Raw genomic sequence first — 15,155 nt, 5'->3', positions numbered from 1 at the left:
GCTCAGCGCAGACCGCATTGCCGCAACAGGGCACCGCCCAGCGGGTGGGTCGGGTCGGCCGCGGCGAATTTGATGGTGAAATGGTTGCCGCCGGCCATGCGGATGAAGTCGGTATGCGTGCCGGCGTTGCGGCAGGCCTGATGGAATTCCACGCTCTGTGCCTGCCAGGCATCCGGTTCGGCATCGCCGCAGGACACCAGCACCGGGCCTTTCATCCTGGGCGGAAAGTTCGTGACGCTGTTGCGTGCCGCCATCGCGCCATCGAGCCGGATGCTCTCGTTCACGCTGATATGCAGCACCGGCTCCAGGGAATACACACCGCTGATCAGGCCCAATGATGCGACCATCGGCTGTGGCCCCAGATCGGCCGGCCAGGGCGCGGCCACCATCATGGCGGCCAGATGCGCGCCGGCCGAATGGCCGATCACATGAATCCTGGCCGGATCGGCGCCCCAGGCGGCGGCCTTGCCGGCGACATGCACCAGCGCTTCCTGCATCTCGCGCACAATGGCATCCAGGGACACCTGCGGGCAGAGATCGTAATTCAGGTTGACCACCACCGCGCCGCGCTCGGTATAGGGCGGGATCGCAAAGGTCATGGTGTTCTTGTCGAGTCCGCGCCAGTAGCCGCCATGGATCAGTACTACCAGCGGCGCACCTGGCTGCGGCGTCTTCGGCTTGTGCAGGTCATAGGTCTGCAGCGGGCCGGCGCCATAGCGCAGGTCGTAGTCTCCGCCGATGGCAGCGCGGGCCGCTGCCGATCGCTCGACATAGGCGTCGAAGTGCTGCTGGAAATCCGGCACCGCCATGCGCGGATTGAACTGGGCTTCAAGATCTTGGGGTGAAAGGCTGCGCCAGTCGAAGCTCATGGATGGGTCAGTCCTTGTAAGTGCCGGCCACGCGGGCGCGGGTTTTCAGCAGCGCCAGCACGGTATCGATGGTTGGCGTCGGGATGTCCAGCTTGCGGGCCAGCTCGGCGATCACGCCGATCAGACCGCCGATTTCCATCGGCCGGCCGCCTTCGAGATCCTGCAGCATCGACGACTTATGCGGCCCGACCTTTTCGGCCATGGCCATGCGCTGTTCCGATGTGACCGGGAAATCGATGCCCAGTCTTTCGCCAACCAGCTTTGACTCTTCCATCATGGCAGCCAGCACGCGGCGGGCATCGGGGTCGCGCGACAGGCCTTCCAGGGTGCCATGGGTCAGCACGCTGACCGGGTTGTAGGAGAGATTGCCCCACAGCTTGGTCCAGATTTCCTGGCGGATATTGTCATGCACAGGCGCATCGATGCCGGCCGCGGTCAGCGCGGCGCTGAAGTGCTGCACACGCTCCGAGCGGCTGCCATCAGGCTCGCCCAGCGGCAGGCGATTGCCAGCGCCATGGTGGATCACGCCGGGTGCGGCGATCGCGCCAGCGACCCAGACCACGCTGCCGATGGCGCGCTGCGGGCCGATCAGATTCCACTGCCTGTCGCCGGGATCGACCGAGGTGATGCGATAGCCATCCAGTGGACCGCCATGCTTGTAGAAATACCAGTAGGGTATGCCGTTCATGGCGGTGATCATGGCCGTGTCGGGCCCGAAGAGCGGCAGCATTTTCTCCGTCATGTCGGGCACGGCCGGTGCCTTCAGGCTGAGGATGACCAGATCCTGTGCGCCGGCCTCGGCGGGATTCTCCGTGCAGGCCGGATGCGTGGTGAAGCGCTCGTCCTTGCTTTCCACCGTCAGGCCGTTGGCGCGGATGGCATCACGATGGGCGCCGCGGGCGATCAGGGTGACGTCATGGCCGCCGCGCGCCAGCAGGCCGCCGAAATACCCGCCGATGGCACCGGCGCCGACAATGGCAATCTTCATGCGGCATCCATGTTGGGGCGATGCTGCGCCATCCAGTTGGCGAGCTTCTCGCGGTCGGTCGCGCTCACCCACAGGCCGCATTTGGTGCGGCGCCACAGGACGTCATCAGCCTCACGCGCCCATTCGCGGCGCATCAGGTAATCCACTTCGCGCGCGTAAAGCCCACCGCCGAAGCTTTCGCCCAGATCGGTGGCCCATTGCGCATCGCCCAGAATCTCATGCACCGCGCTGCCATGGCGGCGGGCCAGGCGCGTCAGCCAGGCCGGGTCGAGGCCAGGATATTTATGCTTCAGTTCGGCCAGGAAGGTCTCGAAGCTGGGTGCGCCCAGATCGCCGCCCGGCAGCGGCTTGCTGCCCGACCAGGGCTTGCCCATCTGCGGATAGAAGGGCGCCAGCTTTTCCAGCACCTGCTCGGCCAGGCGGCGCGAGGTGGTCAGCTTGCCGCCATAGACCGACAGCAGAGGCGGTTCACCGGCCTTGCCCTCCAGGTCGAGCACATAATCGCGCGTGATCGCAGACGGATCGCTGTCACCATCGTCATACAGCGGCCGCACGCCAGCGAAGGACCAAACGATCTGATCGCGCGTCACCGGCTGTTTGAAATACTCGCTCGCGGCTTCCAGCAGATAGGTGGTTTCTTCATCGCTGATGCGCGGCGGGCCATCCAGCTTATCCAGCTGTATGTCTGTTGTGCCGACAAGCGTGAAGTCGCGTTCATAAGGGATCGCGAAGATGATGCGGTTGTCGGCATTCTGGAAGATGTAGCAGTGATCGCCGTCGAACAGCTTTTTGGTAACGATGTGGCTGCCCTTGATCAGGCGCACACTGTTTTTCGGGTTCTGGCCGAAGGCACCGGTCAGCGTGTTGCGCACCCAGGGACCGCCGGCATTGATGATGCCGCGCGCGGTGACCTCGCGGCTGGTGCCGTCGCTCTGGTCGGTGAGCGTGGCATGCCACAGGTTGCCCTCGCGGCGGGCGGCAGTGAGGGCAGTGCGGGTGTAGATCCGGCTGCCCATGCGGCGGGCATCCATGGCGTTCAGCACCACAAAGCGCGAGTCATCCACCCAGCAATCGGAATATTCAAAGCCGCGCTTGAATTCGGCCTTCAGCGGACGCCCGCGCGGGTCACCCTGCGAGAAATCCACGCCGATCGAGCCGGGCAGAGTCTGGCGGCCGGCCAGATGATCGTAGAGGAACAGGCCAATGCGGATCATCCAGGCCGGGCGCAGGCCCGGATGGTGCGGCAGCACGAAGCGCAGCGGCCAGATGATATGCGGGGCCATCTTCATCAGCACTTCGCGCTCGCCGAGCGCTTCGCGCACCAGGCGGAATTCATAATGCTCGAGATAGCGCAGGCCGCCATGGATCAGTTTGGTGGCGGCAGACGAGGTGGCGCCGGCAAGGTCGCCACGTTCGGCCAGAATGATGCTGAGGCCACGGCCGGCGGCATCGCGGGCGATGCCGGTCCCGTTTACGCCGCCGCCGATGATCAACAGATCGGCAGGTTCAGAAGACATATGAAAAACCCGGCAGAAAACCGCAGGAAGGCAGGAAAGCGGCCTTTATACGGTCACGCTGACTTGCTGCGCAAGGTCGAGGTCGACGCGACCGCGCCGGCCGCCGCTGCGATAGGCCTGGATGGCGCCTGCCCGGGCTTCGTCGCTCAGGGGAACTTCGTCGGTCTGGGCGATCTGCTGGGTATGCCAGGTGTTAAGGCCGAAAGCCTCGCGCCAGGCGCGGCGGCGTTCCAGATGGGGGGGAATCTCGATGTCGGCTTCGGCGGGCTCGCCGCGGTCGGTCCGGCGGCGCACCAACTCGCTGATTGCCGCACCGGCAGCCTGGCCGGCCTGCCGGGTTTTTTGCAGCAAGCCGCCCTTTGCGGGGGCCTGGTCGGCGCCCTCGTCGGTGCGGAATCGGTCGGTGGAGGTGGCCTGGCGCTTGCGCTGGGCGGTTTCGGAGACGGAATCGGACTGGCCGCCCACAGGCGCTGTTGCCGTGCCGATGCCCAGAATATTGACCATATCGCCCCGTCTGACCGGAGCGGACTCAAGCAGGGATTCGGTAAACGCCGGGTTAACCCGGCAACAAAGTAACGGACTTTTGCGGCCGGTCGAGGCGATAGATCTCCACCGTCCCAGCCCGGCCCTTCACGGGAATATCGCCGATCCGCGGCGGTTTCGGGTCGAGGCCGGCTGCGGCCACGGTTTCGGCGCTGACGAGCGCGATAAACTGCTCGCCGGCCAGTTGATGGTCGTGGCCAAGTTGTTCCAGACGCTGGGCGGTATTCACGGTATCACCCACCACGGTGTAGTTGATGCGTCCGGGCGCCCCGATATTGCCGACCACCACCGGGCCTGAATGCAGGCCGAGCCGCATGCGCAAGATGGCCTTGCCCAGCATGGCGCGACGGGCATTGTCGGCGGCCAGGGCCCGGCAGATATCCTCCACGGCGCGGCAGGCATTGGCGGCATGATTCTCGTCACGCTTGATCGCCCCCCACACTGCCATCACCGCATCGCCGATAAATTTGTCGACGATGCCGCCATGGGCCTCGATGCAGGCGGTCACCAGGGCGAAATGCTCGTTCAGGATATCGGCGGTTTCCTGCGCGCTCAGCTGCTCCGACATTGCGGTGAAGCCGACCAGGTCGGTGAACAATACGGTCACGTCGCGCTGCTTGCTGGTGTTGACGGCGTCCTCACCTTCGCGCACCAGACGATTGACCAGCTTGCGCGGCACATAGTTGCCGAACCAGCGCAATGCCGCATTGGCGGCATTGATCGCCTGCGCGGCATCGTCGAGTTCGCGCAAGCGGGTACGTTCCAGCGGCGGTGTGTCAAAATCCAGGTTGCGCAGCCGGTTGGCGGCATCGCCAATAGCCAGCAGTGGCCGGCGGATCAGATAACCGAGCCGCCAGGCGACCAGCAATGACAGGATCAGGCTGATAGCACCGACGACGGCGGAAACCTGCAGACGATTGATTTCGGTTTCGATCTGGTCGAAGGCGAAATAACGGCCGATCAGCCAGGGACGGTCGCCATAGGTGTTGAGGCGACGATAGACGAAGATCCACTGCCGGCCGTCGGCTTCCACGATATGGGCGCCTTCGCTGCCCAGCATGGCGCGGGCCAGCTTGACGTCGATCCGCCCGCTCCAGATCTGTCGCAGCACCGGATCGTGGATATCCTTCAGCAATGGCACCGGCTTTGCCATCGACAGGGCATAGTCGTGATTCAGCAAGGTGGGATGCGCCAGCACCGCGTCATCGCCATGCAGGATGAAGTTGACCGCCTCGCCATCGACGCTGTCGGTTTCCAGCAGCCGTGACAGGGTGCCGAGCGACACCACGGCGAGCGTTTCGCCGACGAAGACATTGTCGATCACCACCGGGGCATGGGCATTGATCAGCGCCTGGCCGATGTCGGGATTCCAGATCAGGTCGCCCCAGCTGACCGGCTTGGCGTGCTCATCCTTGCGGTTGGCGATGCCATAGAGCCGGCGCACCGCTTCATCGCGGGCCGCTGTGTCGTGATAGGTGAGGATCGAGCCATGCATGGCGTCGTAGCGTCCGCCCGGTTCGCGCTGTACCCGCGTTGCCACCAGGTCGTTGCGCAGCAGGCCGATGGCATCGACCTGCGGCAGGGCATCCAGCGTGGCGATCATGTAGTCGGTCAGGCGGCCGACATCGTTCACGCCGATATGCTTGGTCTGCAGTTGCTGGCGCAGGGCCTCCACCTGGCGGGCGGCAGGATCAAGCTGCAGCTGGGTACGCTCGATCAGCCGGCTCAGGATGCGGTCATTACGGTCGCGCAGCAGTTCGACGGTGTTGAGGCGACCGCTGACCAGGGCGATGCCGTAGGCGATGCCGGCAAGCAGCATCAGCATGCCGACACCAAGCGTCAGCACGCGCGAAATCGACAGCCGCACGCGGCGGCGGCCCGCATCGGGCGGCGGCGATACGGCTGGCAGAGAGTCGGTCAGTGGCAGTCCGGCAGCGGCAGGCTGCTCACCCCTTGGTGCGGGCAAGGGCTTCGACCTGCTTGCGCAGTTCTTCCATCTGCTTTTTCAGCGTGTCGACCTCGACGGGATTCTCGCCTGCAGCTGCCTTTTCGCCGGCTGCCGCGACCGAGGATTTGTCGGCGTCGTTCATACCGGCGACGAAGGGGTTGAACAGCGTCATCGCGCGCTGGAACATCGCCATGTTCTGGCGGCCCATTTCTTCAATGCTGCGGAACGGAAACATCTCGCCGAAGGATTCCGCCATATACTGCCGCATCTGGTCCTGGTTGCGCTGGAACGATGTCATCGAGATTTCCAGATAGCTCGGCACCAGGGTCTGCAGGCTGTCGCCATAGAAGGTGATCAGTCGGCGGAGGAAGCCGATCGGCAGCAACTGCTGCCCGCCCTTGGATTCCTCTTCGAAAATGATTTGGGTCAGCACGCCGCGCGTGATGTCTTCGCCGGTTTTTGCATCTTCGACGAGGAAATCCTGGCCGTCCTTCACCATCTGGCACAGGTTTTCGAGAGTCACATAGGAAGACGTTGCCGTATTATACAGCCGCCGGTTTGCGTATTTTTTGATCTTAATTGCTGGCGCTGCTGTCGTCTGGTCGGTCTCGGCCACGGTCCTGCGCTCCCTAGAATTGTTGCAGAGCATTTCACTCGTTATCGTTTGTGTACGCAAGTCTCTTGTGCGCTGCGAAAGGGTGGTTCCAAATCGCCACTTCGGTGTACGCTGCCAGCATGGACGATCCGAAGGCAAAAGCAGGCGGGGGCGATGCGCAGGCATTGGCGCAGCGCTTTCTCGACCTCTGGCAGGAGCAGGCCGGCCTGCTGGCCACCGACCCGAAACTGGCGGAACTGTCGGCGAACTGGCTGACCCTGTGGCAGCAGGGGACCCAGAAGGCCCAGCAGGCCGCCCAGACGGCAGCCACTCAAGCGGGAGGCGGACATGGCGCAACACCCGGAACCGCCAATGCGGCCCGAAGCCCGACTGGGGCCGCGCCCGCTGCCGCTGCATCTGGCCACGGCCAACCTGATGCTGCTGAGCTCGCTCGCCGTCTGGCCGATTGCGAAAGACGGCTTGCCGCACTGGAATCCGCACTTGCAGGCGCGCTTGGTCAGCCTGCTGCCAAGCCTCGCCAGCGTAGACCCAAATGAATTCAACGCCGCCCTGATCCGCGCCGGATTGGCACGGATCGGTGCGATGACCGGCGGCATGCAGCGCTATCGCCGGCATGGGAGCCGGCGAGACCTGCCCGATCCGCCCGTCTTCTGGCGCGAAGGCAGCAGCCGTGTGCTCGCCTATGGCGAGGCTGGCAGGCCTGTGCTGCTGGTGCCGTCACTGGTCAACCGCGCCTATGTGCTGGACCTGGCCGAGGGGCAGAGCCTGGCGCGCTGGCTGCCTGGACAGGGGATGCGGCCCTTCCTGCTGGATTGGGGCGATCCCGGCGATGCCGAGCAGCGCTTCGATCTCGCCGCCTATATCGCCCGCATCCGGCGGGCACTTCAGCATGTCAAACGCGAAACCGGGCAGGTGCCGATCCTGCTGGGCTACTGCATGGGCGGCAATCTGGCACTGGCGGCAGCCCTGACGGCGCCAGACGATGTGGCGGCGCTGGCCCTGCTGGCGACGCCGTGGGATTTCCATGCTGGTGGCACGCATCAGGCAGCGCTGGTGCAGGCCCTGGCACCGGCCCTGGTGCCGGCCGCGGCGGAAGACGGGCAGGTGCCGCCGATGCTGGAGGTCGACACGCTGCAGGGTTTCTTCTGGGCGCTCGATCCCTTCACGGCCCTGAAGAAGTTCACTCAATTCGCCGCAATGCCCGAAGGCAGCGAGGCCGAGCGCCGCTTTGTCGCCATGGAAGACTGGCTGAATGACGGTGTGCCGCTGGCCGGGCCGGTGGCCCGCGAATGCCTGCTCGGCTGGTATGGCGAAAACAAACCCGTGGCTGGGCGCTGGGTGATTGATGGGCAGCCGATGTTGCCGCAGGATTGGCGCAAGCCCACGCTGGTGGTGTTACCCGAGCGCGACAAGCTGGTGCCCAAAGAAGGGGCTGCCGCTTTACTGGCACAAATCCCCCAGGCCAGCCGGCTGGATGCCCCCAGTGGCCATATTGGCATGGTGGTGGGGCCGCGTGCCGAAAGTGGCCTGTGGCAGCCGCTGGCGGCATGGCTGAATGCAGCCGTACCACAGGCGGAAAAACATCTGCCTGCGAACAAGAAACGTGCAGTCCGGGTCCGTGCGACCAAAGTGCAGGCCTGAAGCGCGTTTTTGGACGCGGCAGGGCCTTGCCGCATTTGCGAAAAGGCCGGTATCGTTTACGCGATAACGCCTCGCCAAACATAAAGTCCGATCTATGGAGGACCCCATGACCGATATCGTCATCGCCAGCGCCGCGCGCACGCCGGTCGGCTCGTTCAACGGCGCGCTCAGCGGCGTGCCAGCCCATTATCTCGGCCAGGTCGCCATCGATGGCGCGCTGAAGCGCGCTGGCGTGCAGCCGAATGAGGTCAGCGAAGTGATCATGGGCCAGATCCTGACCGCCGCGCAGGGACAGAACCCGGCCCGCCAAGCCTCGATCAATGCCGGCCTGCCGGTGGAAGTGCCGGCCTGGGGCGTCAACATGCTGTGCGGCTCTGGCCTGCGCGCGGTGGCACTCGGCTTCCAGGCGGTGCGGAATGGCGACAGCACCATCGTGGTGGCTGGCGGCCAGGAGAGCATGAGCCAGGCGCCGCATGCTGCCTACCTGCGTGCCGGCCACAAGATGGGGGATCTCGGTTTCATCGACACCATGATCCGTGACGGCCTGTGGGATGCCTTCAATGGCTACCACATGGGCAACACGGCGGAGAACGTGGCCAAGCAGTTCCAGATCACCCGCGACCAGCAGGATGAATTCGCCGCCAAGAGCCAGAACAAGGCCGAAGCCGCGCAGAAGGCCGGCAAGTTCAAGGACGAGATCGTTCCCGTCACCATCAAGGGCCGCAAGGGCGATGTGGTGGTGGAGAATGACGAATACATCCGCCATGGCGCCACCGTGGACGCCATGAAAGCGCTGCGTCCGGCCTTTGCCAAGGATGGCTCGGTCACCGCCGGCAATGCCTCGGGTATCAATGACGGCGCCGCCGCCGTGGTGCTGATGAGTGCCGAGGAAGCCAAGAAGCGCGGCGTGAAGCCGCTGGCCCGTATCGTCAGCTGGGCGCAGTCCGGCGTCGATCCCTCGATCATGGGCACCGGTCCGATCCCGGCTTCGCGCGAAGCACTGAAGAAGGCCGGATGGAAAGCCAGCGATCTCGACCTGATCGAGGCCAACGAAGCCTTTGCCGCCCAGGCCTGCGCCGTGAACAAGGATATGGGCTGGGATACCGACAAGGTGAACGTCAATGGCGGCGCGATCGCCATCGGCCATCCGATCGGCGCCTCGGGCGCCCGCGTGCTGGTGACGCTGCTGTATGAAATGCAGCGTCGCGATGCCAAGAAGGGCCTTGCCACGCTGTGCATCGGCGGCGGCATGGGCATCGCCATGTGCGTCGCCCGCGACTAGCAATCAGGCAAAGGCCGGGAGGGGGTATCCCGGCCTTTGTTTTGTATCAATGCCGTGCGGCGCACATCTGACATCATAAACGCCAGCCGCAATGGCAGTTCAGAAAAGTCAAACAGGAGGAATATCCATGTCCCGCGTTGCGATTGTTACTGGCGGAACCCGAGGAATCGGTGCCGCGATTTCCAAACTGCTGCACCAGAGCGGCTACAAGGTTGCGGCGAATTACGCCGGCAATACCGAGCGGGCCAAGGCCTTTGAGGCCGAGACTGGGATCAGGGCCTACAAGTGGGATGTCGCCAATTACGAGGAATGCGTCGAGGGCGTGAAGAAGGTCGAGCAGGAACTCGGCCCGGTCGATGTGATCGTCAACAATGCGGGTATCACTCGTGATGGTACGATGCACAAGATGAGCCACGATCAGTGGCAGGCCGTTCTGGATACCAATCTCGGCGGCTGCTTCAACATGTGCCGCGCCACCATCGACGGCATGCGCGAGCGCGGGTTCGGCCGCATTGTCAATATCGGCTCCATCAATGGCCAGGCCGGCCAGTATGGCCAGGTCAATTATGCCGCGGCGAAGTCAGGCATCCATGGCTTCACCAAGGCGCTGGCGCAGGAAGGTGCGGCGCGCGGGATCACCGTGAACGCCATTGCACCGGGCTACATCGACACCGACATGGTGTCGGCCGTGCCGGCCAATGTGCTGGAAAAGATCGTGGCTAAGATTCCGGTCGGCCGTCTGGGGCGTGCCGAGGAAATTGCCCGTGGCGTACTGTTCCTGGTGGCCGATGAAGGCGGCTTCATCACCGGTTCAACACTGAGCATCAATGGCGGTCAGCATATGTATTGATCCGCCCCGCAGGGCGCAACGCGATGGCCCGTGGCGCAAGCCGCGGGCCATTTCGTTTCACGATGCCGGATTGATTGGCGACAGTGCGGTAAGCAGGAAGCCGACCGAGCCATCCTGGCGCAGGAAGGGCAGAGTCAGCCGCTCGACCTGCATGAACTCGCGGTTCGGAATCATGAAGGAAGACCGGCTGATGTGGGGTTGCCGGGTTTTGATGGCTTCGTTGAGGCGTTCGATGTTGAGGCGGATTTCCGGCGTATTGCCGATTTCATCAAGGTAGCGACCGGTCGGATCGAAGCCGAACATCTCCACGATGGCGGTGCCGGCTAGACGATAATAGAAGCGGAATGGATCCCCGCCCGGCAGGCCGGGATGCAATTCCATCAGGATCAGGCGGGGCAATACCGACGGCGGCAAGGCCAATGGGTCGAGGGCAGAGCGCAGGGGCGGGCTGCCGTCGGGACCGCGATTCGCAGTCCAGAATTCGAGCAGTCGAACCAGATGGGCGCTGATCAACTCGATCTGCAGCATGTTTCCAGCTTCCCCACGCCCTGCGGTATAGGATCAGCGTCGCATTGCGCCGTAGCCAAGTAAAGGAAATCTGCCATTTCCGGCAGTCGTCGCCAGTCGGGCTCACCGAGATTTGTCACAGCAACCCCAACATAAATTCGCCATGATCAATGCGCAGTCTGGTTTCATAGCAGCCAAGGAGGCTGTGCCATGAAAGCGCCGTTTGCCGTTGCCGTCGTATTCGCCGTCGCTGCCGGAATTGCTCTGGCGCAGCCTGCCAGAGCCGATGGTTATTCCTTCAGTTATTCCAGTGGCGGTTGGCATTCGCGCCCATGGTATGGCCCGGGACGACACCATCACGGACCGCCGCGGCATTATCAGTCCTATCACTACTCCTACTGGGACCGTCCATATTATGGCCCCCCGGCTTATCGGCCGCGTGTCGTTGTCGTGCAGCCGCCGCCGGTCACCTATTACAGTGCGCCGCCGCCAGTGGTTTATGCGCCGTCACCCTATGGTGGTCAGCTTTCAGCCGTGCCGGCCTCGCCAGTGTTCCAGACCACCAATGGTCAGTACTGCCGCGAATACCAGGCTGGCGTTACGGTGAATGGCAGGGTGCAGCCTAGTTACGGCACTGCCTGCCTGATGCCGGATGGCGCCTGGCGGGTAGTGAACTGAGGCACCAGGCGGCACTGCCGGCAGGGTAGCGACAGCCGCGCGTATGGACTCAATAGCATCCCAACAAGCTGCGACAAATCGCGCCGGGCTTGCGTGACCGGCGGCGTGTGATTGCGATGCGCGCTATGGCAAAATGGCCAGCGTATTCTGTGGAGAATGCCCCATGCCCGCATCTGCTGGCGCTCCCCCCGTGACCGATGGCAAACCCGATACTCTCACGCTGGTCCAACGCCGGCGCAAACAGTTTGTCTTCGGCAGTGGCCTGCTGTTGCTGCTTGTCTTGCTGTTCACGGAATCGATATGGCCGTCCGCCGGCTGGCAGCATGAAACCTGCGAGATGTTCGGCTACGGCCTGATTCTCGCCTGCATCGCGGGCCGCACCTGGTGCTCGCTGTATATTGGCGGCCGCAAGAAGAAACTGCTGGTCGATGAGGGCCCCTATTCAATCAGCCGCAACCCGCTCTACCTGTTTTCCATGCTGGGTGGCGCAGGCGTTGGCCTGCAGGCCGGTAATGTGACGACGGGCCTGATCTTCGGCTTGTTCGTGTTTGCCGTCTTCAGCGTGGTGATCGTGCAGGAAGAGGCTTTCCTGAAATCACGATTCCCAGCTGAATTTGCCGCCTATGCCGGGAAGGTGCCACGCTGGGGGCCGCGCCTGTCGGGCTGGCATTCCGCCGCCGAAATCCTGGTGCAGCCCCGCTTCGTGATCACAACCTTCCGCGATGCGTTGTGGTTCGTCGCGGCCATCCCGTTGATGGAGGGTATCGAACTGGCGCAGGAGGCCGGTTGGCTGCCTGTACTGCTGCAGATTCCCTGAGTCTTGCAGGGTGTGCATCGCAATATTCGCAGCTGGCGGCGAAATAGCGATTGACGATCGTTGGTAAGGCAAACAATACTTCCATATAACAAAATATGGAGGAAGCCCACCATGCGCATTGTCACCTGTGCCGCCCTGCTTGCTTTTGCCGGCAGTGCCGTTTTGAATCCCGCTCTGGCCGCCGATCCGAAACCGGTCAAGGTCGCTGTGCTCAACGACATGTCCAGCGTCTACGCCGATTTCCAGGGGCCGGGTTCGGTGCTGGCCGCCCAGATGGCGGCTGAAGACTTCATGAAAACCAGCAAGCGCAAGGTCGAGGTGGTTTTCGCCGATCACCAGAACAAGCCTGATGTCGGCGCCAATATTGCGCGCCAGTGGTATGACATCGACAAGGTTGACGTGATCGTGGATATCCCGCATTCCGCGGTGGCGCTGGCCGTCAACGAGATCGCACGCGACAAGAACAAGGCCGTGATCGGCTCGGGCGCCGGCAGTGGCGTGCTGACCGGTGAGCGCTGCTCGCCCAACTTCGTCCACTGGACCTACGACACATGGTCCTATGGTCACTCGGCGGCCCGCGCGGCCTTTGCCCAGGGCGGCAAGAAGTGGTTCTTCCTCACGGCGGACTATGCCTTCGGCCATGACCTGGAAAAGCAGGCTTCCGACGAGATCAAGGCACTGGGCGGCACTATCCTTGGTGCGGTGCGCCATCCGGTGGGGGCGAGTGATTTCAGTTCCTTCCTGCTGCAGGCGCAGTCCTCGGGTGCCGATGTGGTGGCCTTTGCCAATGCCGGCGGCGACCTGACCAATGCCCTGAAGCAGGCGTCCGAATTCGGCATGGCGGAGAAACAGCGCATCGTTGGCCTGATCTTCGGCGTCACCAATGTGCCGGCGCTCGGCCTGAAGGCGGTGCAGGGGCTGCAGTCGGTGGCGCCCTTCTACTGGGATCTGAACGACGGCACCCGGGAGTGGTCGAAGCGCTTCCAGGCCCGGCATGCCAAGAAGATGATGCCGAACGACATGCATGCCGGCGTTTATGCCGGTGTCATGCATTACCTGAAAGCGGTCGACAAGGTGGGCGAGGCGACCGATGGCCGTGCGGTGGTGGCGGCGATGAAGGCGATGCCGACCGATGACCCGCTGTTTGGCAAGGGCAGCATCCGCATTGATGGCCGCAAGTTGCATCCGATGTATGTGCTGGAAGCCAAGAAGCCAGCCGAATCGAAAGGCGACTGGGACTTCCTCAAGGTGGCGGCGACGGTGCCCGCAGACAAGGCCTTCCGTCCGTTGGCGGAAGGTAATTGCCCGCTCGCCAAGTAAGGACGGTTCAGTACGTTACGCCGGCGCCGGATCGCATCCGGCGCCGGTTGCGTTTTGGCCCGGCAGTTTGCCGATTGCAATTGCAGGTTTTTAATGCTGCTGTTAGATGCTTGAACAATCGGGCGTCAACGGAACGATTTTGTCATTACAGCAACCGAGTCCGGTCACCGACATTACGGCCTTCAGCCACGTGAAGGATCCGTTGCTGTTGCAGTTCCTGACCTACTACCTGAATCTACGGCAGGGCGATCGTGTCCCCCGGCGCGGGCAGGTTTCGCCGATGGATTTTCCTCGGCTGCTCAGCAATGTCTTTCTCTATGAATGCGACACCACGGCTCAGGATTTCCATCTGCGCCTCGCCGGCAGCCAGGTTGCCGAGCTGCTGCAGACGGTGAAGGCCGGCACGAAGATGTCGGATGTTTTTCCGCCCGATGTTTTCCCCATTGTCCTGCAGCGCTATCGCCGCATTTGCACCGAGCTTGTGGTCATGCACAATATCGGCAAGGTCTTTCATCTGATGGGCGGCACTGGCATGGGCGAACGCATTGCCATGCCGTTGCTCGACAATGCAGGCGTGCCGAGTTTCATCATCGGGGCCACGGTCTATACGTTGCCCAAGCACGAAATTCATGTGCCGCCGGGTCGCGAACCGCAGATCGTGACCTACACACCGCTATAAGACCGGCCGCCGGTGGATGTGTATGAACGGTCACAGATCAGCCTCTGTAGCCTTTATTGCTTCGGCGGCTGCGTATATGCTTCGCGGAAATCTGCCAAGATGGCCCCATGACCGAGCAAGATTCAGGAATCCGCCGCAAGTTGATCACGATCTTCTGCGCCGATGTGCAGGGCTACAGCGCGCTGGTCGAGCGCGATGAGGTTGGCACCGTCACGCGGCTGAAGCAGTATCGCGAGGTCATGATCGATCTGATCGGTCGTCACCATGGCCGCCTGATCAACACCTGGGGCGACGGATTGGTGGCCGAATTCGGCTCGCCGGTTGAGGCTGTCTTTTGCGCCGTGGAAACCCAGCGCCGTCTGGCCACGCGCAATGCCGAGGAACCGACCCTGCCGCCAATGTGGTTCCGCATCGGCATCAATCTCGGCGATGTCATGCTCGATGGCGATGACATCTACGGTGAAGGCGTGAATGTTGCGGCACGACTGGAATCACTCGCCGAGCCGGGCGGTATCTGCATCTCGGGCACGGTTTTCGAGCAGGTGCGCAAGAAGCTGGATATCGGGTTCGATTTTCTTGGCGACCGCGAGATCAAGAATATCGCCGAGCCGGTTGCGGCCTATCGTGTGCTGCTTGGCCCGGACAGTCCGGGCATTGCGGTGGCCCGCACCACCCTGCACGCGCCAGCAGCCGATACGGAGGTCGCGCTGGCGAAATGGCGACGCCACGCCTGGCGCCTTGGCGTGCTCACGGTTTTCCTGATGATCATCAATCTGGCGACCAGCCCCAGCCGGCTGTGGTTCTTCTGGCCGATGCTGGGTTTCGCGATGTTTCTGCTGCTGCGACTGCCGGCCGGCGTCGACTGGCGGAAACTGTGGCCGTCCCGCCGGCAGTGAGTGG

At 63.2% G+C, this 15,155-nt stretch carries 15 protein-coding genes; 8 read left to right on the top strand and 7 right to left on the bottom strand.

Annotated features, from left to right (window positions below; all coding sequences use genetic code 11):
* Positions 1 to 2: 2 nt before the first annotated feature.
* The 6 genes from AAG821_RS05210 to phaR are packed head-to-tail and all read right to left on the bottom strand — an operon-like array spanning position 3 to position 6,481.
* Positions 3 to 869, bottom strand: a complete 867-nt coding sequence (locus AAG821_RS05210) for an alpha/beta hydrolase (protein ID WP_341911443.1) — start codon at positions 867 to 869, stop codon at positions 3 to 5.
* 7 nt (positions 870 to 876) lie between these two features.
* Positions 877 to 1,857 carry a 2-dehydropantoate 2-reductase gene (locus tag AAG821_RS05205; protein ID WP_341911441.1) on the bottom strand — a complete coding sequence of 327 codons (981 nt, stop codon included), beginning with the start codon at positions 1,855 to 1,857 and terminating at the stop codon, positions 877 to 879.
* Entirely contained in the window at positions 1,854 to 3,374 is a 1,521-nt protein-coding gene (glpD, locus tag AAG821_RS05200) for a glycerol-3-phosphate dehydrogenase (protein WP_341911439.1), read from the bottom strand. The genes AAG821_RS05205 and glpD overlap by 4 nt, the downstream gene beginning before the upstream one ends.
* Before the next feature lie 45 nt (positions 3,375 to 3,419).
* Positions 3,420 to 3,878: a hypothetical protein gene (locus AAG821_RS05195; RefSeq protein WP_341911437.1), complete on the bottom strand. Its 459-nt coding sequence runs from the start codon at positions 3,876 to 3,878 to the stop codon at positions 3,420 to 3,422.
* Positions 3,879 to 3,930: 52 nt separating this feature from the next.
* The gene (locus AAG821_RS05190; RefSeq protein ID WP_341911435.1) at positions 3,931 to 5,883 is read right to left on the bottom strand and encodes an adenylate/guanylate cyclase domain-containing protein; all 1,953 of its coding nucleotides are present in this window, start codon (positions 5,881 to 5,883) and stop codon (positions 3,931 to 3,933) included.
* Complete coding sequence (gene phaR, locus AAG821_RS05185) at positions 5,864 to 6,481, bottom strand: polyhydroxyalkanoate synthesis repressor PhaR (protein ID WP_341911434.1); 618 nt, start codon at positions 6,479 to 6,481, stop codon at positions 5,864 to 5,866. Before phaR ends, AAG821_RS05190 begins: the two co-directional genes overlap by 20 nt.
* Before the next feature lie 327 nt (positions 6,482 to 6,808).
* Between phaR and AAG821_RS05180 the strand changes: the two genes are divergently transcribed.
* The 3 genes from AAG821_RS05180 (at position 6,809) to phbB (ending at position 10,254) form a co-directional block, all read left to right on the top strand.
* On the top strand, positions 6,809 to 8,122 hold the full coding sequence (locus AAG821_RS05180) for an alpha/beta fold hydrolase (RefSeq protein ID WP_341911432.1): 1,314 nt from the start codon (positions 6,809 to 6,811) through the stop codon (positions 8,120 to 8,122).
* 106 nt (positions 8,123 to 8,228) lie between these two features.
* Positions 8,229 to 9,404: an acetyl-CoA C-acetyltransferase gene (locus tag AAG821_RS05175; protein WP_341911430.1), complete on the top strand. Its 1,176-nt coding sequence runs from the start codon at positions 8,229 to 8,231 to the stop codon at positions 9,402 to 9,404.
* A gap of 127 nt (positions 9,405 to 9,531) precedes the next feature.
* Positions 9,532 to 10,254: an acetoacetyl-CoA reductase gene (gene phbB / locus AAG821_RS05170; RefSeq protein WP_341911428.1), complete on the top strand. Its 723-nt coding sequence runs from the start codon at positions 9,532 to 9,534 to the stop codon at positions 10,252 to 10,254.
* Between the two features lie 57 nt (positions 10,255 to 10,311).
* Here phbB and AAG821_RS05165 read toward each other — a convergent pair whose 3' ends face one another.
* Complete coding sequence (locus tag AAG821_RS05165; RefSeq protein ID WP_341911426.1) at positions 10,312 to 10,782, bottom strand: PAS domain-containing protein; 471 nt, start codon at positions 10,780 to 10,782, stop codon at positions 10,312 to 10,314.
* A 189-nt stretch (positions 10,783 to 10,971) separates the two neighbouring features.
* On the opposite strand from AAG821_RS05165, the gene AAG821_RS05160 reads away from it, so the two are divergent.
* The 5 genes from AAG821_RS05160 to AAG821_RS05140 all read left to right on the top strand — a co-directional run bounded on the left by AAG821_RS05160 (position 10,972) and on the right by AAG821_RS05140 (position 15,151).
* The gene (locus AAG821_RS05160) at positions 10,972 to 11,439 is read left to right on the top strand and encodes a hypothetical protein (RefSeq protein WP_341911424.1); all 468 of its coding nucleotides are present in this window, start codon (positions 10,972 to 10,974) and stop codon (positions 11,437 to 11,439) included.
* A gap of 163 nt (positions 11,440 to 11,602) precedes the next feature.
* Positions 11,603 to 12,256 carry an isoprenylcysteine carboxylmethyltransferase family protein gene (locus AAG821_RS05155; protein ID WP_341911422.1) on the top strand — a complete coding sequence of 218 codons (654 nt, stop codon included), beginning with the start codon at positions 11,603 to 11,605 and terminating at the stop codon, positions 12,254 to 12,256.
* A 111-nt stretch (positions 12,257 to 12,367) separates the two neighbouring features.
* Positions 12,368 to 13,576, top strand: coding sequence for an ABC transporter substrate-binding protein (locus AAG821_RS05150; RefSeq protein ID WP_341911420.1), 1,209 nt, complete (start codon positions 12,368 to 12,370; stop codon positions 13,574 to 13,576).
* 106 nt (positions 13,577 to 13,682) lie between these two features.
* Positions 13,683 to 14,255: a PAS domain-containing protein gene (locus AAG821_RS05145; protein ID WP_341911418.1), complete on the top strand. Its 573-nt coding sequence runs from the start codon at positions 13,683 to 13,685 to the stop codon at positions 14,253 to 14,255.
* A 107-nt stretch (positions 14,256 to 14,362) separates the two neighbouring features.
* A complete protein-coding gene (locus AAG821_RS05140) occupies positions 14,363 to 15,151 on the top strand; it encodes an adenylate/guanylate cyclase domain-containing protein (protein ID WP_341911416.1) in 789 nt (262 codons plus the stop codon).
* The last annotated feature ends 4 nt before the right edge of the window (positions 15,152 to 15,155 follow it).

Origin of the sequence: Ferrovibrio terrae (genome assembly GCF_943372915.1) — a bacterium.
GTDB classification, from domain to species: Bacteria; Pseudomonadota; Alphaproteobacteria; order Ferrovibrionales; family Ferrovibrionaceae; genus Ferrovibrio; species Ferrovibrio terrae_A.
This window is presented reverse-complemented; position numbering and strand designations above follow the sequence as displayed.

What these genes read in the sequence shown, in the direction of transcription:
- AAG821_RS05160 (WP_341911424.1), top strand. Translation starts at nt 10,972, where the DNA reads ATGAAAGCGCCGTTTGCCGTTGCCGTCGTATTCGCCGTCGCTGCCGGA.
- AAG821_RS05150 (WP_341911420.1), top strand. Translation starts at nt 12,368, where the DNA reads ATGCGCATTGTCACCTGTGCCGCCCTGCTTGCTTTTGCCGGCAGTGCC.
- AAG821_RS05145 (WP_341911418.1), top strand. Translation starts at nt 13,683, where the DNA reads ATGCTTGAACAATCGGGCGTCAACGGAACGATTTTGTCATTACAGCAA.
- glpD (WP_341911439.1), bottom strand. Translation starts at nt 3,374, where the DNA reads ATGTCTTCTGAACCTGCCGATCTGTTGATCATCGGCGGCGGCGTAAAC.
- AAG821_RS05195 (WP_341911437.1), bottom strand. Translation starts at nt 3,878, where the DNA reads ATGGTCAATATTCTGGGCATCGGCACGGCAACAGCGCCTGTGGGCGGC.
- AAG821_RS05210 (WP_341911443.1), bottom strand. Translation starts at nt 869, where the DNA reads ATGAGCTTCGACTGGCGCAGCCTTTCACCCCAAGATCTTGAAGCCCAG.
- AAG821_RS05205 (WP_341911441.1), bottom strand. Translation starts at nt 1,857, where the DNA reads ATGAAGATTGCCATTGTCGGCGCCGGTGCCATCGGCGGGTATTTCGGC.
- AAG821_RS05175 (WP_341911430.1), top strand. Translation starts at nt 8,229, where the DNA reads ATGACCGATATCGTCATCGCCAGCGCCGCGCGCACGCCGGTCGGCTCG.
- AAG821_RS05180 (WP_341911432.1), top strand. Translation starts at nt 6,809, where the DNA reads ATGGCGCAACACCCGGAACCGCCAATGCGGCCCGAAGCCCGACTGGGG.
- AAG821_RS05165 (WP_341911426.1), bottom strand. Translation starts at nt 10,782, where the DNA reads ATGCTGCAGATCGAGTTGATCAGCGCCCATCTGGTTCGACTGCTCGAA.
- AAG821_RS05155 (WP_341911422.1), top strand. Translation starts at nt 11,603, where the DNA reads ATGCCCGCATCTGCTGGCGCTCCCCCCGTGACCGATGGCAAACCCGAT.
- phbB (WP_341911428.1), top strand. Translation starts at nt 9,532, where the DNA reads ATGTCCCGCGTTGCGATTGTTACTGGCGGAACCCGAGGAATCGGTGCC.
- AAG821_RS05140 (WP_341911416.1), top strand. Translation starts at nt 14,363, where the DNA reads ATGACCGAGCAAGATTCAGGAATCCGCCGCAAGTTGATCACGATCTTC.